Origin of the sequence: Aliiglaciecola lipolytica E3 (assembly GCF_000314975.1) — a bacterium.
In the GTDB taxonomy this organism is placed as follows: domain Bacteria; phylum Pseudomonadota; class Gammaproteobacteria; order Enterobacterales; family Alteromonadaceae; genus Aliiglaciecola; species Aliiglaciecola lipolytica.
In genome coordinates, this window is sequence record NZ_BAEN01000076.1 from 75,221 (window position 1) to 97,632 (window position 22,412).

Consider the following 22,412-nt stretch of genomic DNA (forward strand, 5'->3'; position numbering starts at 1 on the left):
AAAACAGCAGAAACAAAAACGGCCCCTTAATCGGAGCCGTTTCTGTTAGCAGGGAGTGATCCTGCGAGTAACTAGTTGCTAATGGTTAAATACGCTCGTTTAAAACGGTAGCAATAGGAGAATCCATTAGGCCTTGTTCAGATACCCAAGCTCTCAATGTTAGACCGTCAGCTTCTGGTGAATTTAATTGGCTTTTCGGCATTTTTTTCACAAGCAGCTCACCAGTTTCAACAGCACCTGCTTTGAACGCAGTGCGTATCAAACTTTCACCACCACAACTTACAGACGTATAGTAATCTTGAAGCTTAAGTCTGTAATCAGACTCAACCATTTTCATTTTCTTACGTAATTCACCTTTGTCATCAGCTTGTACGATGGTACAGATGTTCTTAAGAGCTTCATTTACGTCAGCTTGCGCTTGTCCAGCAAAGATGAAAGACAAAGCAGCGATAGAGATAGAAGTTTTAACTATTTTCAACATGGTTATTTCCTCAAAAATTAAAGTTTAAAAGTATGCGTGTTTCGATGGGGCGCATTAAACTTGAAAAACCAAAATAGCGATAGCGCGATGAGAATACATTGGTATGTGAGCAAATACGTAAAAATCATAGCGTTTCCCTTTAATCCTTTTATTAAATCTGCATAAGATAGAAAGCATTTATTTAACTTGTTGTTTTGTATGAAAATCGTTCAATTCAGGTGCGATGCAATAAAAAACAAGGTCAAGTCGGGGTCATATCAACTGCAACATTTTTTTGAGTGTTTACTTAGCTTAAATGTTGCAGTTTAATCTTTTTTGAAGAACCTAAGGCTCATTTCAAAGCAGGAACAGGATTGTTAATTTTACCTTTTTTAATGGAAATATCCTGACATCTGAGCATTTCTGATACTTTGCTGGATGCTCCTTGATAAAACCCAACTTCAACTTCATAGCCTTTAGGGTTGCGGAAGGTGCCAAATAAAAGGTCAAAAATCGGTAAATCTGAATAATTATAGCGATGTATACCTTTTCCATGATGGATGGTGTGGCTTTCGGGGCGCTGAATTATGTAGCCTAGCCATTGTGGGGTGCGAATGTTGGTATGTTGAAAAATTGCTAAAAACATTGTGATATATAAAAAGTAGGTTGTTGCTTCTGGGCTTACTCCAACCACTACCACTAAACTCAAGCTACCAAGCAAGGTGAAACCTATTATGTCCAGTGGGCTGAAATAGAACGCGCCATAGGTATCAACACGTTCTACGCTATGGTGCATTTGATGAAATGTACGCCACAACCAGTTAGTTTGATGCATAGCGCGGTGCCAAGCATACAGCATAAACTCAAACACAAGCAGCGCAATCAAAGTGCTAGCATAAACATTGATGCTTTCAATATTAAACAGTTGGTACTCAATCAGATATTTGTCCCACAATAGTGGTAAATAGCTGGCAAGATAAAAATAGACAGTAAAGGTAAGCATGGCTCGTGGTATCCAACCTTTAACTTTGTTTAGCTCTCTTGCTGGTTTCAATGCTTCTAAAAGCATGAGAAATGCATATAACGCAAGTAAACCTAAAGATAATGGATCAAATAAAATTTCAAGTGGTGTAGGCATATTTTGCTCCTGTCGTGTGCGGCTGTATGGGCCTTTTAATTGCTCAGACAAGTATGCGCTTTACCTTTTAATGAACCTGAATTTTAGGTAATCAAAGCATCATATTTACTATATTCTTTGATAACGATTCGATAACTATTTGCTAATTAGGTCTGATAGCATAAGACTTAATGGCTTAATCAAGGTTAAAGTGACAACCAAAATAAAAACGGACTTAAATAAATTCGATGATTTATAAGATTGACAAATTTGAAGTGGATACCGAGCAGTTCAGGATTACTAATTCGGGCAACGCAGTATCAATTGAACCTAAAGTTTTCGATTTAATTGTTTATCTTATTAAGCATCGCCAAAATCTGATTTCTAGAGACGAGCTTTTTGCGCAAATCTGGTCCGGACGTGAAGTATCAGATACAACCTTGAGTAATCATATAAAAAGCGCCAGAAAGGTGTTTGGTGACAACGGTGAATTACAAAATGTGATAAAAACGGTGCGCGGTCGAGGCTATCAATTTGTTGCGCCTGTAGAAGAATATGATGCTGTCGTAACACACGACCCAGACAGTAAAAGCCAAAGAACATTGGCTTTTAGTTGGAATCGAGTTTTGCCGTTAATAGTGCTATTCCCACTTTTAATATATGCAGCTTGGCTGAATTGGCAAGACATCGCATCAAAAAGTTCATCACAAAAGAAACCTGAGTTGGTAGAAATAAATAACCAGCAGACACCTAATTCAGAGTCGCAAAAGCTTGATTTGTTACCTTCATCAAATCTGGCTGCTTATGAACTCTTCGTTGCCGGACAATTACAAGTTAGTCATCTAGATCATCAATCGTTACTGCGCTCCATCGAGCTATTTGATCAAGCTATTGAGTTAGATCCGCAATTTGAGGCTGCTTATGTAGCAAAGGCCAATGCATATCGTCTGATCATGTCGTATTTCGAAAGACCTGTTGAAGTTCTTCCAAAAGTTGTGAGTGCCGTGCTAGATGCACTGAAAGTCAATCCCCAATCAGCACAAGCGCTATCATCACTGGGACTGGCTTATGTGTTCGCATGGCGATGGCAAGATGCATGGAAAATGCTAAATGCTGCGAAATCCATAGATCCCAACATTGCACAGACAGAACTGGGATTTGCTTTATATTACTCTGGAATTGGTGACAAGGAAGGTGTTGTTCGGTCTTTAACTTTAGCTCGCGAGCTTGATCCGTTAAACGTTGAAATTGCCGATTGGGGAAATTGGGCATTGATGATGGTGGGCGAGCAAGAAGCTGCTATAACGTGGAGTAAAGATAAACTCAGGTTACATCCAAAAGTGGGGATGATTTACAGTGGCGCGAGCGTAACGGCTTCTTTATCGAAACAGCATAGTCGAGCAATTTCATTGGCACAAAATGGCGTACAACTTGATCCTGAATCACCCTATGCCTATCTCGCTTTAGCCCAAGCCTATGGTTTTGCTAATCAAGTCGATAAAATTCCTGCTTTGTTAGAAAAAGCAGAAAAACTGAATAGTTATGTATGTCCTTATGAATCTGCAGTGAACTACATTTTATTAGAGGACTATGAACGCGCATTTGCACATTTAAATGACGCAGTGGAATCGCGCTCAAATTGTTTAGTGTTTACCCGAAATGATTTAAGACTCACGCCAATCAGGCAAGATCCGAGATTCAGTGCTCTGTTGATTCGTATTGGTTTAGACGATGCTTCAATTGCTAAATACGCACGCTAATTAAGTATTCGACAGCATTCGAATTATTTTTAACTGTTTATTTATACAGTTTAAGTTTGCTGCTATACTCAGTCCCTGTTTATTTCTGGGTCCTATGCATGCACAATCTTAAAACCATATTAATCTTCGCTTTGTTTTGCATTATAGGATTGATTGCTATCCCTTATGCGCAAGTTGTTTATTCAGGAGACGTAAGTTTGAAAATGAAACATATAAAAGGCGAATTCGATGTAGCGATGGAATCGCAAACCGACGACGAATTTGCGGTTGGCAGGATGACGTTAGATAAAACTTATCACGGTGATTTGCATGGGTTTTCAAAAGGCCAGATGCTAAGTCATGTAACCAATGTGAAAGGATCCGCAGGGTATGTCGCCATGGAATCGTTTAATGGCAGTTTAGATGGTAAAAAAGGCGGCTTTGTTTTGATGCATCAAGGCATTATGGATAAAGGTGCTCAATCTCTTGAGATAAGCGTGATACCAGATTCAGGAAGTGATGAGCTAACAGGTATTTCAGGCAAAATGAGTATTGAAATTGTAGATGGTAAGCACTTTTATCTTTTTGATTACACCTTACCCTAGACTTTCCCAAGCCGTATTGCTGACTTTAAGCAAAGTGTATCTACTGAAGTCAGCTTATACCTGCTAAAAGGTGACTATTAGCGCATCTAGTTGAAACAACACAAATGTGCTTTGTTTCAACTGAGTTTAGCGTAAAGCATCAATTGCCGTTATGCGCTTGTGTAAATGCTTTTTCAAAAATACAAAACGTCCCCATGTCACAATTAACACTATAGTTTGTATCAAAACTTGCGTTAACCATAGGTTATCACTAACTTGATATATAAAAGAAACCCCTGCGAATGCAACTAAGCCTAGCCACAGGCCGGTCAAGACTATGGCGCTAACTTTCCAGTAATACACTTGGTTGTATAGTTTTTTACGTTTGAATTCTAATAATTGATTGATATCCAAACTGTGTTCGATAGATTGCGACTGACGTAAGCGAAATGCCCAAAGGCTAAAAGCCAAAGGAATTGGGCTTAAAGTAGCAACAAGTAGTTTGCTGAGGGTCGTGTCAGCATAAACTAGCAGAAAATAGACACAAAATGCGCTCACGCAGCAGCCTGCAATTAGATCAATCCACGCTTTTGCCTTTTCCCGTTTATCATTTTTTGAAACTTGCATGGCTAATTTGTGCACGTCTACTTTTGGTGTGCCTTCTTGAAAAGACTGCTGCCATTGTTCAAATTGTGGATCCATAACTGTTCCTTTATAACAATTGTTCAAGTTGTTGCCGAGCTCTACCGGCTCGTTTAGCAACTGCGGCTTCTGACAAACCTAAAACACTGGCAATTTCCAATTGCGTAAAACCTTCCAATTGCATAGTGATAATTTGCCGATAGCCAAGAGCTAGTTGACGTATAGCTGACATTAGATCTAGGTGTTTTTCTTGGTTAGTCGTATTTGAAGTCAGATTTTGTAAATCATCAACACTCTCATTTGAGAGGTTTTTATTACGTCGGCTTTCTCGTAGTACATGATCAACTGAACGATTATGTGCAACTTTTGCAATGAAGGTTTTTACGCTGCTGTCACCTCTGAATGTTTCCAATGCTCGCCAAACCGCCAGACTGATATCTTGTATTAAGTCTTCTCTGAGCCCCAAATCCGCCTCATAAGTCGCTGCAATACGTGCCAATAAAGGCGCATATTGCAGTAAAATATCTTCAATCCTTGTTGGTTGAGTCACGCACCGTCCTATTGGTTTTGAGTGAGATCGATAAACGCTACATAGTTAATACAAAGCAACAATGGGCCAAGTAATAGTGCGCTCAATAAAAATGTAAATGGTACAGCTATTATTGCCAGTAGGTTGATTGCAAAGACGACTGTCAAAGGTTTCCATGCTCGAAGAACCAAACGAACTCCATTACCAATTGCAGTTTGTACATTTTTGTTATCTAACAATAAGTACGCAGGTACAAACATCAACAATATGCTAACTGGGGTTGCTGAGGCAAATATAATGGATAGCTGGACAGGCGTAACATCTACCATTTGAGCATAGAGTAATAAATCGATGCCACTACTCCCCAATAAACCAATAGCCGTGAGCACTTGCGCGACGGTGGGAAGTAGCATAAATAAACTTAACAAGGGGAGTTTTGACCAGCCTGTATAGAGCCTTAAACTTTTGAATGTAAAGGTTCTGTGTTTTGATATTTGATCTAATACTGGCCACAAAGAAGCAATTAACATAACCATCACTAATTTAGATGTGATGACGCCTATTGGGGCGGGTAGCAATTGAAATAAACCCTCAATAATGATGGTAGCTAACAGTAAAAAGAATATTTTAAACGGTGCTTTTAAGCATAAACTTAGACCGTGTTTTAGCCAAAGAATACTTTGTGACGAAGTGGTTTTTTGATTCATTAATAATGTTGCAGTGTTCATATCGACTCTCTCGTTTTAGTGATTTACTTAGATAGTCGAGACAAACAAAATAAACCTGACATTTTTTCTAAATCTTTTTTTGTCGTTGTCAAAACGGCTTTATAACGTTTATGAATCGGTGGCGAGTTTTTTCAGAAGCGACAAAACTACATCACCTTGAAGCAGAGTTTAATTTATCTACTTGCATTTTTATATAAGTGATTATATAAATGCTTATATTGAGGTGTATATGCAAAAAGATTTTTTAAATGAATTAGGTGAGTTGGCGTTAGGTAGCCGCCTAAAACGAGTTAGTGAAAGAATGATGGCAGATGCTGCGGAGGTGTATGCGCATTTTGACATGAACATTCAGCCCAAATGGTTTACCTTGCTGGCTTTATTGGACCGAAAAAAGCAGGTAAGTGTTGTAGAGGCCGCTAATTTACTCGGATTGACGCAACCAGCATTGAGTCAGTTTAGTCGGCAGTTAGAGTCCAAAAAACTAATCAATATTAAATTAGATACGAAAGATTCAAGAAAGAGAGTACTGACTTTATCAGCGTTAGGGCATCAAAAAGTCTCAGAAATGCGACCTGTTTGGGCCGCAGTCGACAAGGCGGCTAAAGACTTATGTCATGAATTTGAAAATCACTTTTATGATGCACTAAAAACCTTCGAAAAAGCCTTGGATAAGCGTTCTTTACTCGAGCGAAGCAAAGATCATTTTGAACAATCAAAAACCTTACAAGATACCAATGTTGTGGATATTACTATGTTAGAAAACAACCTTACTTTCCTAGAATTTGAACCCAAGCTTGCGCCATTTTTTGAACAAATAAACAGTCAGTGGATTGAAAGCATGTTTGTGCTTGAAGACGTGGATAAACAGGTTCTGCGATATCCGCAAGAGAATATCGTCGACAAGGGCGGAAAGGTTTGGTTTGCTGAACATTCACAACTCGGTATTGTGGGTACCTGTGCATTATTGAACAAAGGTGATGGCGCATTTGAATTGACTAAAATGGGTGTGTTGGAAGATGCACGGGGCTTAAAAGTCGGTGAAAAATTGTTGCAGCATGTGATAGCGCAAGCGAAATCATTGCCTGTTGACTGTCTATTCCTATTAACTAATGCAAAATGTGAAGCCGCCATTCATTTATACGAAAAGAACGGTTTTAAACACGACAAGCAGATTATGGAAAAATACGGCAAGAGCTATCAACGATGTGATGTGGCTATGCGCTTTGACGGCGCTTAGCCAATAGCTGTTTAACGTTACTGAAGATTATTACACCACTCGGATAATTCATCTGCAACAGGACGCTTATGCTCTGCTAGAAAAGCTAAAAACGACTTTGCATTGCGATTTACAATGCGCTCTAAAGGAAAACCAATAGATTCCGCATGGGCAATACATTTGTCATAATTTCCAAGGTGATAAGCAATGTGAGCGTCACTTGAAAATACCACCTTCCAATCATGTTTATCGACCAATTCCAAAATACGAATACAGTTTGGTTCACTGCCTTGTCGAGAGTGCACAAACGAACTGTTGTTTATTTCTAATAAAACGTTATGTTCTTTTGCCGCTAAAATCACTTCCTCATAATCCAACGGAAAGTTTGGATTTCCTGGATGACCTAAAATTTGGCATTCACTTGTCGCAAAGGTGTTGATCACCGCGTTGGTATTGATTGCTTGCGAAGCCGGCGGAAATACCGGTTCATGAAAACTGGCAATAACGAAGTCTAGATACGGTCGCATTCCATTTGGTACATCTAAACCTCCATCAGGGGGTAATATATTCGCTTCGATTCCCTTTAAGCAGGCAATTCCGTCTACAATTCTTGGTATGACATTACGATTACCGAAATGCCACGGGTGTGGCGAGTCTGGCATCTCAGGACCATGATCCGTTAATGAAAACATTTGCATACCCTTCACTTTGGCCTCTACAAAATAGTCATGCACAGTACTGTAAGCATGCGTACTGGCAATTGTGTGAGAGTGGGTATCGACGAGTATTTTCATTTTCTGGTGTATCCTTTTTGATGTTGGATGACTATTAACCCATAAAGTTTGGAGCGGTAACCTTTCCTATATATCGCATTTATGTTGCGCATCAATGACAAGACGTTACGCTTCGTGGCTAAGCGCGTTATTGTCTTTTATTCTTAAGTGCTTCTAATCTGTACATCAGCATTGTATCAACTTATGCTAACTTGGTGAAATCAGTGAGTTAAATAATGCAGGTTTAACAACAGAAACAACCATTATCGCTATGCGTCAAAATTTGCGATTCAAACGCCTACGAAAGGAGAATAAAGTGGATAAATTCATGCGAGCGGCCATTGATGAAGCGATTAAAGGTAAAGAAGAAGGTGGGATCCCAATTGGTTCGGTTATTGTTTATCAAAACGAAATCATAGGTCGAGGACATAATCGCAGAGTGCAATCTGGTAGCCCTATATTGCATGGCGAAATGGATGCGTTTGAAAACGCAGGGCGTCGCAGTGCGAGTGTTTATCGCCAATGCACGCTCTATACAACGCTGTCACCTTGCTCAATGTGTTCTGGCGCAATTTTACTCTATGAAATTCCTAAAATAATTATCGGTGAAAATCAGACGTTTATTGGTGAAGAGCAACTACTAAAACGGCGTGGAGTTGAACTTGAAGTATTGCAAGATCCTGAGTGCATTCAACTAATGCAAGATTTTATTATCGAATCACCTGAACTGTGGAATGAAGATATCGGTACAGAATAGTAAATAATACATACACTGTGTGATTTTTAATTAACTCAATGTTAAAAATAATTGACATTGAGTTATCTTGGCTATACATTAATCTCATCCTGATTAAATATGGAGAAGATTATGGATATGTCATTTAAAGAAAAAAGTCACTGGATTTCATTGGTTAGTACAATCTGTATATTTGGTTACTACTTTTACAACATTGTTATGTTAGCGGGCGTACCTGTTGAGGAAGCGAAAGACATCGCTAAAGACTTGCTAATTCAAGCGATTGTATTGAGTGTGCTGGTGGAGATAATTTTGCATACTATGTTGGCAGCGACAAATCATAAAGCAGCAGAAATGGGCGCCGATGAGAGAGATAAGCTGTTCGAATATCGTGGCAATCAAGTTGGCTATACGATTTTGGTCGTGGGTGTGGTAATTACGTTGGGACGAATAATCACTATTGAATATAACCCCGATTTCGCCGATCACTACAGCTCCTTGCAAATTCCACTCTTGACTGCGCACTTGCTGATGTTTAGTTTTATATTATCTGAGGTGGCACGATTTGCGGTAACCCTGTTCAATTATCGTCGAGGTTACTAAAGGTGGCTGAATCACTCATTATTAATCGCATCCGCGAAAAACGTTTTTTCGCAGATGAAATGACACAGCAAGAATTAGCCGATAGAGTAGGCGTTACTCGGCAAACCATTATGGCTATCGAAAAGGGTAAATATTCACCCTCATTGGAAGTGGCCTTTAAAATGGCGGAAGTATTTGAGTGTCATCTGGATGATATTTTTCAGTATCAAGCAAAATAATAGGTACACTTTTGGCGCGTCTGCAAAGTATAATGCAGATAATCGATAATGATGAAACTGACAACTTTACAATGGGGCAATTCCTTATGAATTGCCCCATTTTTTACAAATGTTGATTAACTTCGGAGCAAATAAATGAGCAAAACCGCTAAATGGACAATTTCAGACTCTGAAAAGCTTTACGGCGTTAAACGCTGGAGTAGCGGCTATTTTGAAATTGGACCCAACGGAAATTTGCATGTTACTCCCGATGTAACAAATGCTGAAATGCGCATCGACTTTAACGATGTGATTGAAGAAATCAAGGAAGAAGGAATTCAGTTTCCGGTGGTACTTAGATTTCACGACATTTTGCGCTCACAAGTTGCACTTTTGAACGAAACCTTTATTAAAACGATTCAAGACGCAGGTTATCAAGGCCAATATCGCGGCGTGTATCCGGTGAAAGTAAACCAGATGCGTGAAGTAGTTGAAGAGATAGTTGATGCGGGCAACAAGTATAATTACGGACTAGAAGCTGGATCAAAAGCTGAATTATTAACTGTATTGGCTTACAACACTAATCCAGAAGCTTTGACCATTTTGAACGGTTATAAAGATGAAGAGTTTATTCGCTTGTCGCTATTGGCCCGCAAGCTTGGACGCAAAATCATAGTTGTTATTGAAAAATATTCTGAATTGTTGTTGCTGGTCAAAATTGCAAAAGAATTAGACATAGATCCGATTATCGGCTTGCGTTCAAAAATGACCGTAAAAGGTAAAGGTAAGTGGGAAGGTTCTGGTGGTGATCGGGCTAAATTTGGATTAACCAATACCGAAATTATCCAGGCAGCTCGTTATCTTGAGTCTGAGGGCATGGCTGATTGCTTTAAACTTTTGCATTTCCACATTGGCAGCCAGTTAACCGACATTCGTGCGGTTAAAGATGCCATAAGCGAAGGAGCAATGATTTATTCCGAGCTGCATCACATGGGATTCAAATTGGATTACGTTGATGTTGGCGGTGGACTCGGTATTGACTACGATGGAAGTAAATCGACAAACGACTCCTCGCGAAACTACAGTATCGCCGAATACGTTGCAGATGTCGTGTTTGGTATGAAAGAGGTATGTGATTTAGAGCAGGTTCCTCATCCTACTTTAGTGACTGAAAGTGGTCGTGCAATCACTGCACATCACAGTTGCGTTGTGGCGCAAATCGTTGGTGAAATTCGCGCTAATAGTGCAGAAATGGAAACTGACGTCGAGGAACACGAACATATTTTGGTTACCAACATGCGCGATCAGATTCGTTTGTTGGAAACACAGGAAAATTTACAAGAAATTTTTAACGATGCTTCTCAATACAAAGAACAAGCGATATCTGCGTTTAAATTGCGGGTAATTAGCTTTGAAGAATTAGCTAAAATTGAAACCCTATACTGGCAAATCATGGTCAACTTGCAGGAGCGTATGCAATCGGCTGAGTTTATTCCAGAAGAAATGCAAGAACTCGATTACAACTTATCGTCGCAGTACCTGTGTAACTTTTCGGTATTTCAGTCGGCAGCAGATACTTGGGCAATCGATCAAGTGCTGCCGATAGTGCCGCTTTCAAGAATGAACGAGCGTCCAAATGTGAATTGTTCACTTGTGGATATTACCTGTGATAGCGACGGCAAAATTGACCAATTTGTTTTAGGGAAAGGCATTTCCGATGTGTTGCCTATGCACAAATTGAATAAAGGCGAAGACTATTATTTGGGGATGTTCTTAACCGGCGCATACCAAGATGTAATGGGCGATATGCATAATCTGTTTGGACGTTTGAACGAAGTGCATATTTTCAGTCATGACGATGATCCTCTCGATTTCTATATAGAAGAAGTAGTAACAGGGTCATCTGTGGATAATGTTTTATCGATAATGCAATACAACCCCACATTCATGGCAGCATCGGTTAAGAAGTTGATTGATGCAAAGATTTCAGAAGGTGAAATCAAACCTCGCGAAGGTGTAAAGTGGACTGATTTTTACGAAAACTGCTTGAAAGGGTATACCTACTTGAAAACTTCGTAACAGCGAATGAATTGCTAGCAATCAAATGTTAAAAGGTGGAGTATCAACTCCACCTTTTTTGTTTGTCAGTGACACAGAAAAAATGATTAGAATTAAACGATTTCATTTTAAGCTAAACATTCAACCCCGGGCTATTTTACGGGTTAGATGATCAATATTGTTTCAAAAGAATATATCTTACTCTGTCAATATTGAGCTAATCATGCATTCTACGTTAACCATAAAACCGTTAATGATTGTGATGTTTTCTATCACTTTTCTAGTGTCAGCATGTGAACAACTAGATGACAAAACAGTAGATGCTGCTCTCTCTCCAGCGCCAAACATTGTCGTAATCGTGGCAGATGATCAAGGTTACGCAGATGTGTCTTACAAAAACTTAGCCGATGATGTGAACACTCCCAATATCGATAAGTTGGCTGCAATTGGCACTGATTTCACCCAAGCCTATGTACCTTCACCCATCTGTAGCACATCCAGAACATCACTGATTACCGGCTCGTATTCTCAGCGGCTGGGGATGTATTGGTATGGTGGCAAAGGCTTGGAAAATCCAGAGTTTCAGACATTGGCTGAAAAGCTAAAAGAAGCGAATTACACCACGGGTTACATTGGTAAGTATCACTATGGTAATAGTAAAAAATCAATCGATAGAAACTTCCCTTTGCATCATGGTTTCGATTATTTTTATGGTTTTGAAGGTGGTCGTAAACATTACTTAATCCATAATGATGCCAAAGAAAAAGCATTTAACAAAACAAGAAATAGTCTTAAAGCCAAAGGTGAATCATTAACCATGGGTTCGGTTTGGGTGAACCACAAAAAAGTTAAACAAAACGGGTTTTCAACAGAACTCATTGAAAAGCAAGCTACAGAATTTATCCGTAACAATCAAAGCTCGCCATTTTATTTGCAAGTCTCGTTCAATGCACTGCATAACTTTACTCATCAATTACCTGATGAATATTTAGCTAAACATAAGTTACCTAAACGAATGGATTGGGAGCCAAACAACGAAAGTTTTAGACAGTGGTATGTTGCTGCTCGTGCGCCTAATAATGAATATGGGCGTGAGTATTATCTAGGTCAGTTGTATTACCTTGATCAAGCGATTGGTGAAATAGTGAATGAGCTCGAAAAAAATAATTTACTAGAAAATACGATTATTGTGTATCTTAGTGATAACGGCGGGTCTACTCCCATATATGCAAATAATGGTCGATTTAGAGGGAGCAAATATACCCTATATGAAGGTGGCATAAGAGTCCCAATGATCGTTTATATTCCTGAGGAATTTCGCCACAACACGACAATGAATAGGCGGATTGATGATGTTGTTAGCACCATGGATATTTATCCCACGTTGTTGCAAGCGGCGGGTTTACAAGCGCCAGAAAACATAGATGGTGAATCACTCGTTGAGCTCATGTTAAACAACTCTCCCATGAGTAGGGAAGCCTTGGTATGGGATACGGGCCATGAAATAGCAGTACGAAAAGGCAGATGGAAATACCACGCAGTATACGACGACTATTACGCAGAAAAGCAAATGGTCGATCTTGAATTAGGTGAATTTCTTTATGATGTCGAATCAGATCCAGAAGAATCAATTAATCTCATAGAGCAGTACCCTGACATTGTCGTTACGCTTAAATCAATTCATCAACAGTGGTCTCTTCGAAACAAACATCGTCCGTCACGAGAACCCAAAAAGGCTCGTAACTTATAATCAAGGGATAGTTATTTCTGTTTGACTTCTTCGGCTTCTTCAAAGTACGCCTGCCAAAATTTGGCGGTAAAGCTATTGATGAGGTTTGATTCGGCATTCATTAACATCGCATAACCCACTTCTTCATCTGGCGCAAAAGATACATCTGCCCGATAACCTTTTACCCAGCCGCCGTGGTAATTCAACTTATGCCCGTTGAAGTCGTATATGCGCCAACCTAAGCCATAATGCGCATCTTTTAAGAACCTTCGCCAGTCGCGCCTACGCATTTCGCGTGTGGTTTTGATTTTCTCTGACGTGACGGTATCGATTATCTGCCCAGAGATGACTTCGGGGTATTCTCCTAACATAGCGCGCACCCAAATTGCCATGTCTTCGATACTGGCATTTACTCCGGCGGCTGGACCATAACGATAATAATCATCTTGTACTTTTGACTCTCGCCATTTTGAGCGAGTAATCGCGATATGTGGTTTGGCCCATTTGCTTGAACTCTGTAAGCCCTTTTTACCCGTACTGGCATGCGGCATTTTTAAAGGTTGGAAAATACCCTTTCGCAATTCATCGGCATAGCTACTTTTCTGGTTGGTGTAATAATCTTCAAGCACACCAAATAACGCATTTTGATAGGTATAACATTTGCCCGGAGAGCATAGCGGTTCTAATTTTGCTAATTGTCTAAGGACACGTTTTAACGAATAGTTAGCTTCGATTAAATTGTCGTAAGCGTTAGGAATATAGCCACTAGATTGACTCAACAAATGGCCTAGCGTAATCGGATTGGGATCTAATCGATTGAAGCCGTATTCAGGCACAATTTCAAGTAGTGGTGTTTGCCAACTTAGCTGATCTTCCGCCACTTTTTTAGCCATTAATACCCCAGCAAAGGTTTTTGAGACTGAGGCTAATCTAAACACTGTATTGCGGTCGATTTTATCGCCGAAATTTTCAGTTACGCCATAGGTAATAATTTTCGCTGGTTCGCCCTTACGTACAAAAACTAACACATAACCAGGCAGGTTATATTTCATGGCTTGCGCTTGAGTTTTAGAGGCGAAGTCGTATAGCCAAGCATCTTCCTCAGCAAGGACCGGTTGGAAGACATGCATTGTCAGCCAAAAAAGTGCAATTAAAGTTAAACATCTCATCGGCCTAAGGATACTAGTTGAAGCCTAGTGAGACAACTGGCAAGTGTAAAATTGAGATTGCATGATTAATTTCGAATGACTTCCGTTTTCCGCGCGTTTTATTTAATTAATGAGGTTAAACTGTGTGGAAAATAAGGTAGGGCATTCAAATGAATATCAATCAAATTTATCAGCAAGCACGTAAAGCACGTGATTCTCGCTTTGATGGAATGTTTTTTGTGGCGGTGAAAAGCACCGGAATATTTTGTCGTCCTATTTGCCCGGCTCCTTCTCCTAAAGAAGAAAATGTTGAATATTATCAACTTGCTCCTTTAGCGATGCAGGCAGGATTTCGACCGTGTCTACGTTGCAGACCAGATAGCGCGCCCGGTTCATTTGCGTGGAAAGGTACAACGACAACGCTGGATCGCGGGATTAACTTGTTACGTGCTCACCCAGAATTAAATGTCGAACAAATCTGCGAGAAGTTAGGTGTAAGTGATCGTTACTTACGTGAACTCTTTACCCAAAATCTTGGTATAGCCCCGAAAAAGTTTCGACTATATGATCAGTTATTGGTCGCTAAAAATTTATTGCACAACAGTCGCCTGAGTATTGAGGATATTGCGCAGGCTAGCGGATTTTCAAGCGCTCGTCGCTTACAAGAAAATTTGCGCACTAATTTGCAACTTACTCCATCACAAATACGAAAAAATGATGTTAGTAAAGTGCCAGAATTAGCCTTTGCTGAAGCGACTTCCCTGCGTATTCAATTATCCTATCGGGAGCCTTATAACTGGCCACATTTACGTGATTTTCTTAGATTACGAGCGATTCCAGATATTGAATCCGTGACCGAGTTTAGCTATAGCAAAGGCTTCACCTATGCTGATGCAAAAGGACATTTTTGTGCGACCATAAACCCTGCAAAAAGTTGTTTTGATGTGTCATTGCAAATAAACAATTTAAATCATTTTCAAGGAGTCGTGTATCAAATACGGCGATTGTTGGATTTAGATTGTGACCCGCAAACTATCAACGCGCGTTTATCCGCCACAGGTTTGCCAGTCGATACCATTTGCGCTGGCATTCGTATTCCTGGAGTTTGGAGTGCGTTTGAAGCGGCGTGTCGCGCTATTTTAGGTCAGCAGATTTCTGTTAAAGCAGCCGTGAATTTGGTGTCTCAACTGGCACATGAGTTAGGCGAAGTTCATCAGGAATACTTACTTTTTCCAACGCCTGAAGCCATTGCTGATTCTGACCTGAGTTTCCTCAGAATCCCTGAAAAGCGACGTCAGTGTTTGCAAGATTTAGCAAAATTTCAAGTACACAACAGTGAGCTAACTGATTTGAACAAATGGTTAAGTATTAAAGGAATTGGCCCTTGGACTGTAGCTTATGCCACTATGCGTGGACAGTCACATCCTGATATCTGGCTAGATACAGATTTAATTATAAAAAAACAAATTCAGCAGCATGAGCTACAACCAAATGAAGCCGCGCCTTGGCGAAGCTACCTCACTTTTCAATTATGGAGCATGGCATGAATAATCAAAGCGAGATATATTTCGAATATTTGACTACGCCTATTGGACAGTTAGAAATCTGCGCAAATGAAAGTGCCATTACGTCTATTTACTTTTCAAATGTTCAGCAGCAATATGCGCAAACTAGTGAATTGACCCATGAAGCAGCAGCCCAACTTACGGCTTATTTCAACGGCAACTTAACTGAATTCCAATTACCACTGGGGTCAGCCGGCACAGAATTTCAGCAACAGGTATGGCAAGCTCTTTGCCACATTCCGTTTGGCTCGACTTGCAGTTATGCCGATATTGCCAATCAGTTGCAAAATCCAAAAGCGGTGAGAGCAGTGGGCGCTGCCAATGGTAAAAATCCGATTTCCATCGTTGTACCTTGTCATCGTGTCATTGGCAAAAATGGCACGCTTACTGGGTATGCGGGAGGGCTCGATAGAAAATCCTGGTTGCTTGCATTAGAGCAAAAAGTGAATGGAACAATTAGTAAAAGGTAAATTGCAGGCATGAGATTACAAGACGTATTTGAATTGGTGTTATTGGCAGCAATATGGGGCTCTTCGTTTCTTTACATGCGCTCTGCGACTCCCGAGTTCGGCGCTTTTGCTTTAGTAGCGATGCGTACTGGTGTGGCAGCACTTTGCTTGTTGCCTCTGTTATTCATGCGTAAAAAAGTATCAATTACTTTGCAATATTGGCGGCCTATTCTGTTTGTCGGGATCGTCAATACCGCGATTCCTTTTGTGATGTTCAGTTATAGCACGGTGTTATTAGGTGCGGGGCTTGCTTCAATACTCAACGCTACCGCCCCTATGTTTGGGGCTATTGTGGCTTTTTTGTGGTTGAGAGAAAAACTAACTGGGTTAGCTGTTTTGGGCTTATTTATTGGTTTTGGTGGTGTTGTAGTCATAAGTCTAATGCGTACTGGCATAGATTTACACTTGTCAGTTTTACCTGTGCTCGCTGCATTGGCATCTACCTGCGCTTATGGAATCGCTGCTTGTTACACCAAAAAGCATTTAACCGGAGTAAATACGCTGGCTATTGCCACTGGTAGCCAAGTATTTGCAACGCTCGCTTTGTTACCGTTTGCAGTCGTACTTTGGCCACAACAGATGCCATCCTTTAATGCATGGTTACAGGTGATCGTATTAGGCGTTGCTTGTACTGGATTTGCCTACATTCTTTATTTTAGATTAATCGCCAATGTGGGGGCAGCAAAAGCCATTACAGTGGCATATTTAGTTCCGGTTTTTGGTGTATTGTGGGGTGTATTGTTCTTGCACGAAGTGGTTAGTCTTGGCATGTTAGCAGGCGCTGGATTGATACTGTTGGGTGTTAGCTTAACAACCGGAGTGATCAAGTTTCGTCTTAAATTAGCCTAGTTTGTTGATAGTAAGTATTTACTTTCTTTCTTACTTCGGAAGTTGCATTCTGACGATGTTACGGCCGTCGCGTTTAGCTTGATATAAAGCATCGTCTGCATAGCCGACTACTTCGGTAAGTGGACGATGAGTATCGGTATGTGATACCCCAAAACTTGCAGTAACTTGTAGCGCTAATGAACCTGTAGATGCGGTCATATTCGACATGTTTTCACGTAACTTTTGGGCTACATCATATGCCTGTTCCGGAGTGGTGTCTGGCAATAATAAAACAAACTCTTCTCCGCCCCAACGTCCAACAACATCACCTTCGCGTAATTGGTTGCTCAGCATATGTGATATTTGTCGCAAAACATTATCACCTGCATTGTGTCCGTGGGTATCGTTCACCGTTTTAAAGTGATCAATATCGATTAGGACAAGGCCGACCTCAATACCTTTGTCTAACATTTCGGCATAACGTAATTCAACTTTATTACGATTCGGCAAACGAGTTAGTGGGTCCGTTTGAAAGTTCTTTTGCATGTCTTGTTTGAAATAATAGAGCAAATGGTAAATCAGCATAAAGAGCGCAAATATGATTACCAATAGAGTAACAATACTGATAATAAAGCTGCGGCTAATCTCGGTTTGTCTAGCTTGCAACGGTGTTAGCAAGTACATGGTCCAACCGAAAGGCTCTACTTTCACCTCTGCAATTAGTGCGTCAACCCCAGATGCTTTAACCAATAAGTTATTTAGTGATCCGTCTGGCAATTTATCGATATCTAAACTTTTATACCAATCGAGGCTTTCTAACGTTTTAAAAGTGGTTTCTTCGACTATCAAGTTGGGGTCCGAAGACAGCGCAATATTATTGTCTTGATCTACAAAAATAAAATCGTAACCATAAACACGCTTATACTGCGCAAATATATCAACAAAACTATCTAAACTTTTACTGATCCCAAAAAATCCAAGAAAGTTACCGTCTTCATCGTAGACTTTCAGGTCGATATAAAAGTGCGGGTCTTGCCATTGGCCTATGTCAGCTATTGCATCATTAGGCGCTGCTTTATACCGAAAATACCAATCGACTTTGTTTTCAATCAGAGCCAGTTTTGTGCCGTTAGAATTGTATTGCATGCGACTGCTTTCACTGGCGATAAAAAATGCCATACCAAATTCATTTTCGATTCTTTTGAGCATTGAAAACATTGCGTTCTCATCAATGTTTTTATCTTTCATTAAATCTTTTAGTTCTTTGGCTTCCGCAAGAGTCTGCGATATGTGCAGCGGTTTTAGGAGTTGTTCAATAATCAGCGAAATGGCTGGTGAGATGGATTGTTGTTGCGCTCTACTTTGTTCTGCCACTATTTTTGATGCAGTAAAATGCACTAGGGTCACAATAGATATAACCACTACAGCAAACAAAATTAAAATACTACGATGTAATGTCCGAAAGGCGTTCAAAGAAATCCACTTTCAATTCTAGTCATTTTCTAGACGCTATATTAACCGTATGCGCCCTAGACTTCTACGATTAAAATTAACTCAAGTATAATAGTGTCTAATTACACTGTATTATTTCACTAGACCTTTCAGTGCGCTTAGTTAGAATAAATATAATTTTTAGATTAAAGGATACTCTATGACGTTTTCAGTGGTGGTGCTTGCAGCAGGCAAAGGCACACGAATGAAGTCTAATTTGCCAAAAGTACTTCATCCCATAGCAGATAAACCTATGGTGCAACACATCATAGATACGGTAAATACGCTTGGGGCTGATAATATTCATTTGATTTATGGGCATGGCGGCGAGCAACTAGAATCTGCATTGTCACATAATCACTTGAATTGGTGTTTACAAGCTGAGCAGTTGGGGACAGGACACGCTGTCCAGCAAGCCGCTCCGCATATTAAAGACAACGAAGATGTGTTGATCTTAGTTGGCGATGCGCCCTTGATTAAAGCGCAAACCTTGCAGCAACTAATAGACACAAAAAAGCAATCTGATTTAGCGTTATTAACCGTGGAATTAGACGATCCTACCGGTATGGGACGCATTATTCGTGACGGCGAGCATGTAAAAGCCATCGTTGAACACAAAGATGCAACCGAAGCGCAGCGTCAAATCAAAGAAATTAATACCGGCATGATGATTATGGGCGGGGCGGATTTAAAACGCTGGTTGTCTGCATTGAAAAGTGACAATGCCCAAGGCGAGTTTTACCTTACTGACGTGATTGAAATGGCAGCAAAAGAAGGTAAAAGCATCAAGGCGTCACATCCTTCCAGTTCAGTAGAAGTAGAAGGAATTAATAATCGCAAACAACTCGCCATGATCGAACGCGCTTATCAGTTAGAAAATGCTGAAAACTTATTAATGGAAGGACTATATATTTTAGATCCACAGCGATTCGATTTACGTGGTCAAATCTCGTTTGGTGTAGATTGCCGCATCGATGTTAACGTGATTATTAAAGGGAATGTGGTATTAGGGAATAATGTGACAATTGGCCCTAACTGTATCTTGATTGATTGCCAGATTGGCGATGACTCGGTAATCGAAGCCAATTCAATTGTAGAGCAGGCGCAACTACATAATGGTTGCAGTGTTGGCCCGTATGCGCGACTTAGACCTGGTGCAGTGATGCACGATAAGTCAAAAGTGGGTAACTTTGTTGAAATGAAGAAAACCACACTAGGGAAAGGCTCAAAAGCCAATCACCTGACTTACTTAGGAGATACGCAAGTAGGCGAAGGGGCCAATATTGGCGCTGGAACTATTACGTGTAACTACGATGGTGTAAATAAATCGCAAACCATTATTGGAGATGGTGCCTTTATTGGTTCAAACAGTGCTTTGGTTGCGCCCGTGACGATTGGAAAAATGGCCACAGTAGGTGCAGGCTCGACGGTTAGCAGCAATGTCGATGACCATGAACTTGCAGTAGCGCGCAGCAAACAACGTAACATTCAAGGCTGGCAAAGACCCACTAAAAAATAGCCTGTTTTAACTGCCTCAAGTATACAGACTATTAGTGTGGTTCAGTTATGTAGCTAGAAACAATGTGGAGTAGCTGAGATCGGGCAAACGGTTTGCCAATATGCGCATTGAAACCGATTTCTTGGTAGAAGGCGATTTCTTCCGCCATAACGTTAGCCGTGATGGCAATGATAGGCAGATCTGCATAGTTAGCTGATTGACGGATAATTTGGATGGCAGTACAGCCATCCATTATCGGCATTTGGATGTCTAATAACACCAAGTCGAATTTTTCAATTTCTAGTAAATCTATGGCTTGCTGACCATTTAACGCAACACTGACTCTCGCGCCAGCCTGTTCTAGCATGCTAATGGCGATTTCTTGATTAATAAGGTTATCCTCAGCTAACAGTATATGTTTGTCACTTAAATCGACTTTTTCAATACTTTGAGCATCTTCTTCATTCGGTGCTAGCGTGCGCTTAAATGTCAAAGTCACAACAAACTCTGTACCTTTATCAACCTCACTGTTTACTTTTATCTGCCCACCCATGGCATCAATCATATTTTTTACTATGGCTAAACCTAAACCGGTGCCGCCATGCTTCCGAGTGACGGCATCATCCGCTTGGGTGAAGTTGTCAAATAAACGCGGAATTGCAGCGGTTGGAATGCCAATACCACTATCTGTTACCGTAAGTTTCACTTTTGCTTCGCTTTCATTAGTCACCATTTTTAGCGCGACTTTAACGTTTCCTGAGGCAGTAAATTTAATTGCGTTAGAGGTAAGATTAATCATCACCTGCATGAGGCGCGTTGGATCACCTAATAAAAACACTTGGTTAGGGCCTACAAACTCTGTACTGAAACCGATTCCTTTACTTGTGCATTGCTGGTCAAACATACTACTTAATTGATCCAGCATAGGTTCGAAGTTGAATGGAATGGACTCTAATTGTAAATGGCCCGCTTCAATTTTTGATAAATCCAAAATATCGTTGATGATTTGTAGCAATATTTTAGCCGTGTGATCAGCTCGAATAAGATAACCTTTTTGTTGCTGATTAAGTGACGTGTGCATACACAAATCAATAAGACCGAGCACTCCATTGATAGGAGTGCGAATCTCATGCGACATATTTGCCAAGAACTGCGACTTAGCTTTGTTTGCCAACTCCGCTTCTTGTTTAGCTTGCTGGGTACTAATATCCAGTAGTTTACGTTCAGTTACATCGTGATAGGAAACCAGTACGCCTAACAATTGATTCTGGTTGGTTAACAATGGGACTCGATCAATTTCACTGTATACACTTTCCCCATGGATATTTTCATGCTTTGCCTCAAAGTGAATACGGTCTTTTTTACCGGTGATAATTTGTTCATCAAGTTCATAGAATTGATCAGCTAATTCTTTATCAACAACGTCATGATCCGTTTTGCCAATAAGTTGAGCGATGTCTCGTACGCCGCTATCTTCCATGAATCGTCGATTAGCACCAATATATCGATGCGATGTATCTTTCCACAAGATACTGAAAGGTAATTGGTTAATTACAGTTTGTAGAATTGCTTCTGATTCTTCTATTTTAGTGTGTTGCGAAGCGATAATAGTCTTTTGTTGCACTAATAACTTTTGAAGATAATTAAAAAAGTGATGAGATAAAAATAATGCGATACCACACACATACGAATAGACCAGTAGATGCGTTGCCCAACCTCCCAAACTTAACCCATATGCGCTTTGCTCAATTTGGAATTCATAAAAACCTAGCTGTGACAACAGCATATAAAATGCAATCACTAAACCACCAAGAAAACTAAAAATGGCTGCGACAAACGTACCCAATATAAAACTGCTATAAAGGCTAGCAGCCAGCAACATATATATACTACTGCCAGCGATGCCGAAAGTGTGCACACCAGCCACGCCAGCGATAAAAAACAAACTGCATATGATCGTAGCTTTAAAGCGATAGGAGAGTTTATGACGGAAAAAATAAACACCTAAAACACTAACTGCCGCCACAATTTGCAGTTTCATAACAGGTAAAAAACCAATAGCGGGTATACGTGATAACGAGGCCGCCACTGCAAAGATTACAAATGCAGCTGCGGTTACCGTCAACGTATTTGAAAGGCGGTCACGAATGACATCCAAAGGAATTAGCGTGGTTGTATTCACCATATTCCATATCCAAAGCGGTACTTGTTTTGGCAGAATAACAGTAAATTTGAACAGAAATCCAATTTCATCTGCAATTC

Annotated in this window: 21 protein-coding genes; 12 read left to right on the forward strand and 9 right to left on the reverse strand. The window is 40.3% G+C overall.

The window, feature by feature from the left end; genetic code table 11:
• Positions 1 to 85: 85 nt before the first annotated feature.
• Both GLIP_RS18900 and GLIP_RS18905 read right to left on the reverse strand, forming a co-directional pair.
• On the reverse strand, positions 86 to 481 hold the full coding sequence (locus GLIP_RS18900; protein WP_008846305.1) for a DUF3718 domain-containing protein: 396 nt from the start codon (positions 479 to 481) through the stop codon (positions 86 to 88).
• 331 nt (positions 482 to 812) lie between these two features.
• Positions 813 to 1,598 (reverse strand): sterol desaturase family protein, encoded by a 786-nt coding sequence (locus tag GLIP_RS18905; RefSeq protein WP_040523645.1) that lies wholly within the window; start codon positions 1,596 to 1,598, stop codon positions 813 to 815.
• 227 nt (positions 1,599 to 1,825) lie between these two features.
• Here GLIP_RS18905 and GLIP_RS18910 point away from each other — a divergent pair, with 227 nt between their 5' ends.
• Both GLIP_RS18910 and GLIP_RS18915 read left to right on the forward strand, forming a co-directional pair.
• Positions 1,826 to 3,337 (forward strand): winged helix-turn-helix domain-containing protein, encoded by a 1,512-nt coding sequence (locus GLIP_RS18910; protein WP_008846307.1) that lies wholly within the window; start codon positions 1,826 to 1,828, stop codon positions 3,335 to 3,337.
• A gap of 203 nt (positions 3,338 to 3,540) precedes the next feature.
• Positions 3,541 to 3,921 carry a DUF3224 domain-containing protein gene (locus GLIP_RS18915; protein ID WP_040523725.1) on the forward strand — a complete coding sequence of 127 codons (381 nt, stop codon included), beginning with the start codon at positions 3,541 to 3,543 and terminating at the stop codon, positions 3,919 to 3,921.
• Positions 3,922 to 4,047: 126 nt separating this feature from the next.
• On the opposite strand, the gene GLIP_RS18920 is transcribed toward GLIP_RS18915, so the two are convergent.
• The 3 genes from GLIP_RS18920 to GLIP_RS18930 are packed head-to-tail and all read right to left on the reverse strand — an operon-like array spanning position 4,048 to position 5,799.
• A complete protein-coding gene (locus GLIP_RS18920) occupies positions 4,048 to 4,602 on the reverse strand; it encodes a hypothetical protein (RefSeq protein WP_008846309.1) in 555 nt (184 codons plus the stop codon).
• A gap of 10 nt (positions 4,603 to 4,612) precedes the next feature.
• The gene (locus GLIP_RS18925) at positions 4,613 to 5,092 is read right to left on the reverse strand and encodes an RNA polymerase sigma factor (RefSeq protein WP_008846310.1); all 480 of its coding nucleotides are present in this window, start codon (positions 5,090 to 5,092) and stop codon (positions 4,613 to 4,615) included.
• Between the two features lie 8 nt (positions 5,093 to 5,100).
• Complete coding sequence (locus GLIP_RS18930) at positions 5,101 to 5,799, reverse strand: hypothetical protein (protein WP_008846311.1); 699 nt, start codon at positions 5,797 to 5,799, stop codon at positions 5,101 to 5,103.
• A gap of 229 nt (positions 5,800 to 6,028) precedes the next feature.
• Between GLIP_RS18930 and GLIP_RS18935 the strand changes: the two genes are divergently transcribed.
• A complete protein-coding gene (locus GLIP_RS18935) occupies positions 6,029 to 7,036 on the forward strand; it encodes a bifunctional helix-turn-helix transcriptional regulator/GNAT family N-acetyltransferase (RefSeq protein WP_008846312.1) in 1,008 nt (335 codons plus the stop codon).
• 17 nt (positions 7,037 to 7,053) lie between these two features.
• Here the strand turns inward: GLIP_RS18935 and GLIP_RS18940 are convergent, their stop codons facing one another.
• On the reverse strand, positions 7,054 to 7,809 hold the full coding sequence (locus tag GLIP_RS18940; protein WP_008846313.1) for a phosphatase: 756 nt from the start codon (positions 7,807 to 7,809) through the stop codon (positions 7,054 to 7,056).
• A gap of 295 nt (positions 7,810 to 8,104) precedes the next feature.
• On the opposite strand from GLIP_RS18940, the gene GLIP_RS18945 reads away from it, so the two are divergent.
• The 5 genes from GLIP_RS18945 (at position 8,105) to GLIP_RS18965 (ending at position 13,132) form a co-directional block, all read left to right on the forward strand.
• Entirely contained in the window at positions 8,105 to 8,545 is a 441-nt protein-coding gene (locus tag GLIP_RS18945) for a nucleoside deaminase (RefSeq protein ID WP_008846314.1), read from the forward strand.
• Positions 8,546 to 8,656: 111 nt separating this feature from the next.
• Positions 8,657 to 9,127, forward strand: coding sequence for a hypothetical protein (locus tag GLIP_RS22170; protein WP_008846315.1), 471 nt, complete (start codon positions 8,657 to 8,659; stop codon positions 9,125 to 9,127).
• A gap of 2 nt (positions 9,128 to 9,129) precedes the next feature.
• Positions 9,130 to 9,345, forward strand: a complete 216-nt coding sequence (locus GLIP_RS18955) for a helix-turn-helix transcriptional regulator (RefSeq protein ID WP_008846316.1) — start codon at positions 9,130 to 9,132, stop codon at positions 9,343 to 9,345.
• Between the two features lie 135 nt (positions 9,346 to 9,480).
• Positions 9,481 to 11,403, forward strand: a complete 1,923-nt coding sequence (speA, locus tag GLIP_RS18960) for a biosynthetic arginine decarboxylase (protein WP_008846317.1) — start codon at positions 9,481 to 9,483, stop codon at positions 11,401 to 11,403.
• Positions 11,404 to 11,605: 202 nt separating this feature from the next.
• Positions 11,606 to 13,132 carry a sulfatase family protein gene (locus GLIP_RS18965; RefSeq protein ID WP_008846319.1) on the forward strand — a complete coding sequence of 509 codons (1,527 nt, stop codon included), beginning with the start codon at positions 11,606 to 11,608 and terminating at the stop codon, positions 13,130 to 13,132.
• An 11-nt stretch (positions 13,133 to 13,143) separates the two neighbouring features.
• Here GLIP_RS18965 and GLIP_RS18970 read toward each other — a convergent pair whose 3' ends face one another.
• Positions 13,144 to 14,241, reverse strand: coding sequence for a serine hydrolase domain-containing protein (locus GLIP_RS18970; RefSeq protein ID WP_008846320.1), 1,098 nt, complete (start codon positions 14,239 to 14,241; stop codon positions 13,144 to 13,146).
• Positions 14,242 to 14,429: 188 nt separating this feature from the next.
• On the opposite strand from GLIP_RS18970, the gene GLIP_RS18975 reads away from it, so the two are divergent.
• The 3 genes from GLIP_RS18975 to GLIP_RS18985 are packed head-to-tail and all read left to right on the forward strand — an operon-like array spanning position 14,430 to position 17,182.
• Complete coding sequence (locus tag GLIP_RS18975; protein ID WP_008846321.1) at positions 14,430 to 15,806, forward strand: DNA-3-methyladenine glycosylase 2 family protein; 1,377 nt, start codon at positions 14,430 to 14,432, stop codon at positions 15,804 to 15,806.
• Positions 15,803 to 16,294, forward strand: coding sequence for a methylated-DNA--[protein]-cysteine S-methyltransferase (locus GLIP_RS18980; RefSeq protein WP_008846322.1), 492 nt, complete (start codon positions 15,803 to 15,805; stop codon positions 16,292 to 16,294). The genes GLIP_RS18975 and GLIP_RS18980 overlap by 4 nt, the downstream gene beginning before the upstream one ends.
• A 9-nt stretch (positions 16,295 to 16,303) precedes the next feature.
• Entirely contained in the window at positions 16,304 to 17,182 is an 879-nt protein-coding gene (locus GLIP_RS18985; protein WP_008846323.1) for a DMT family transporter, read from the forward strand.
• A 30-nt stretch (positions 17,183 to 17,212) separates the two neighbouring features.
• Here GLIP_RS18985 and GLIP_RS18990 read toward each other — a convergent pair whose 3' ends face one another.
• Positions 17,213 to 18,634, reverse strand: a complete 1,422-nt coding sequence (locus GLIP_RS18990) for a sensor domain-containing diguanylate cyclase (RefSeq protein WP_040523647.1) — start codon at positions 18,632 to 18,634, stop codon at positions 17,213 to 17,215.
• Between the two features lie 178 nt (positions 18,635 to 18,812).
• Here GLIP_RS18990 and glmU point away from each other — a divergent pair, with 178 nt between their 5' ends.
• Positions 18,813 to 20,171: a bifunctional UDP-N-acetylglucosamine diphosphorylase/glucosamine-1-phosphate N-acetyltransferase GlmU gene (glmU, locus tag GLIP_RS18995; protein WP_008846325.1), complete on the forward strand. Its 1,359-nt coding sequence runs from the start codon at positions 18,813 to 18,815 to the stop codon at positions 20,169 to 20,171.
• Between the two features lie 31 nt (positions 20,172 to 20,202).
• Here glmU and GLIP_RS21560 read toward each other — a convergent pair whose 3' ends face one another.
• Entirely contained in the window at positions 20,203 to 22,335 is a 2,133-nt protein-coding gene (locus tag GLIP_RS21560) for a PAS domain-containing hybrid sensor histidine kinase/response regulator (protein ID WP_052155020.1), read from the reverse strand.
• Positions 22,336 to 22,412: the final 77 nt, after the last annotated feature.

Coding starts and splice junctions, on each gene's coding strand:
- GLIP_RS18900 (WP_008846305.1), bottom strand. CDS start 481: ATGTTGAAAATAGTTAAAACTTCTATCTCTATCGCTGCTTTGTCTTTC.
- GLIP_RS18905 (WP_040523645.1), bottom strand. CDS start 1,598: ATGCCTACACCACTTGAAATTTTATTTGATCCATTATCTTTAGGTTTA.
- GLIP_RS18910 (WP_008846307.1), top strand. CDS start 1,826: ATGATTTATAAGATTGACAAATTTGAAGTGGATACCGAGCAGTTCAGG.
- GLIP_RS18915 (WP_040523725.1), top strand. CDS start 3,541: ATGAAACATATAAAAGGCGAATTCGATGTAGCGATGGAATCGCAAACC.
- GLIP_RS18920 (WP_008846309.1), bottom strand. CDS start 4,602: ATGGATCCACAATTTGAACAATGGCAGCAGTCTTTTCAAGAAGGCACA.
- GLIP_RS18930 (WP_008846311.1), bottom strand. CDS start 5,799: ATGAACACTGCAACATTATTAATGAATCAAAAAACCACTTCGTCACAA.
- GLIP_RS18935 (WP_008846312.1), top strand. CDS start 6,029: ATGCAAAAAGATTTTTTAAATGAATTAGGTGAGTTGGCGTTAGGTAGC.
- GLIP_RS18940 (WP_008846313.1), bottom strand. CDS start 7,809: ATGAAAATACTCGTCGATACCCACTCTCACACAATTGCCAGTACGCAT.
- GLIP_RS22170 (WP_008846315.1), top strand. CDS start 8,657: ATGGATATGTCATTTAAAGAAAAAAGTCACTGGATTTCATTGGTTAGT.
- speA (WP_008846317.1), top strand. CDS start 9,481: ATGAGCAAAACCGCTAAATGGACAATTTCAGACTCTGAAAAGCTTTAC.
- GLIP_RS18965 (WP_008846319.1), top strand. CDS start 11,606: ATGCATTCTACGTTAACCATAAAACCGTTAATGATTGTGATGTTTTCT.
- GLIP_RS18970 (WP_008846320.1), bottom strand. CDS start 14,241: ATGCATGTCTTCCAACCGGTCCTTGCTGAGGAAGATGCTTGGCTATAC.
- GLIP_RS18975 (WP_008846321.1), top strand. CDS start 14,430: ATGAATATCAATCAAATTTATCAGCAAGCACGTAAAGCACGTGATTCT.
- GLIP_RS18980 (WP_008846322.1), top strand. CDS start 15,803: ATGAATAATCAAAGCGAGATATATTTCGAATATTTGACTACGCCTATT.
- GLIP_RS18985 (WP_008846323.1), top strand. CDS start 16,304: ATGAGATTACAAGACGTATTTGAATTGGTGTTATTGGCAGCAATATGG.
- glmU (WP_008846325.1), top strand. CDS start 18,813: ATGACGTTTTCAGTGGTGGTGCTTGCAGCAGGCAAAGGCACACGAATG.
- GLIP_RS21560 (WP_052155020.1), bottom strand. CDS start 22,335: ATGGTGAATACAACCACGCTAATTCCTTTGGATGTCATTCGTGACCGC.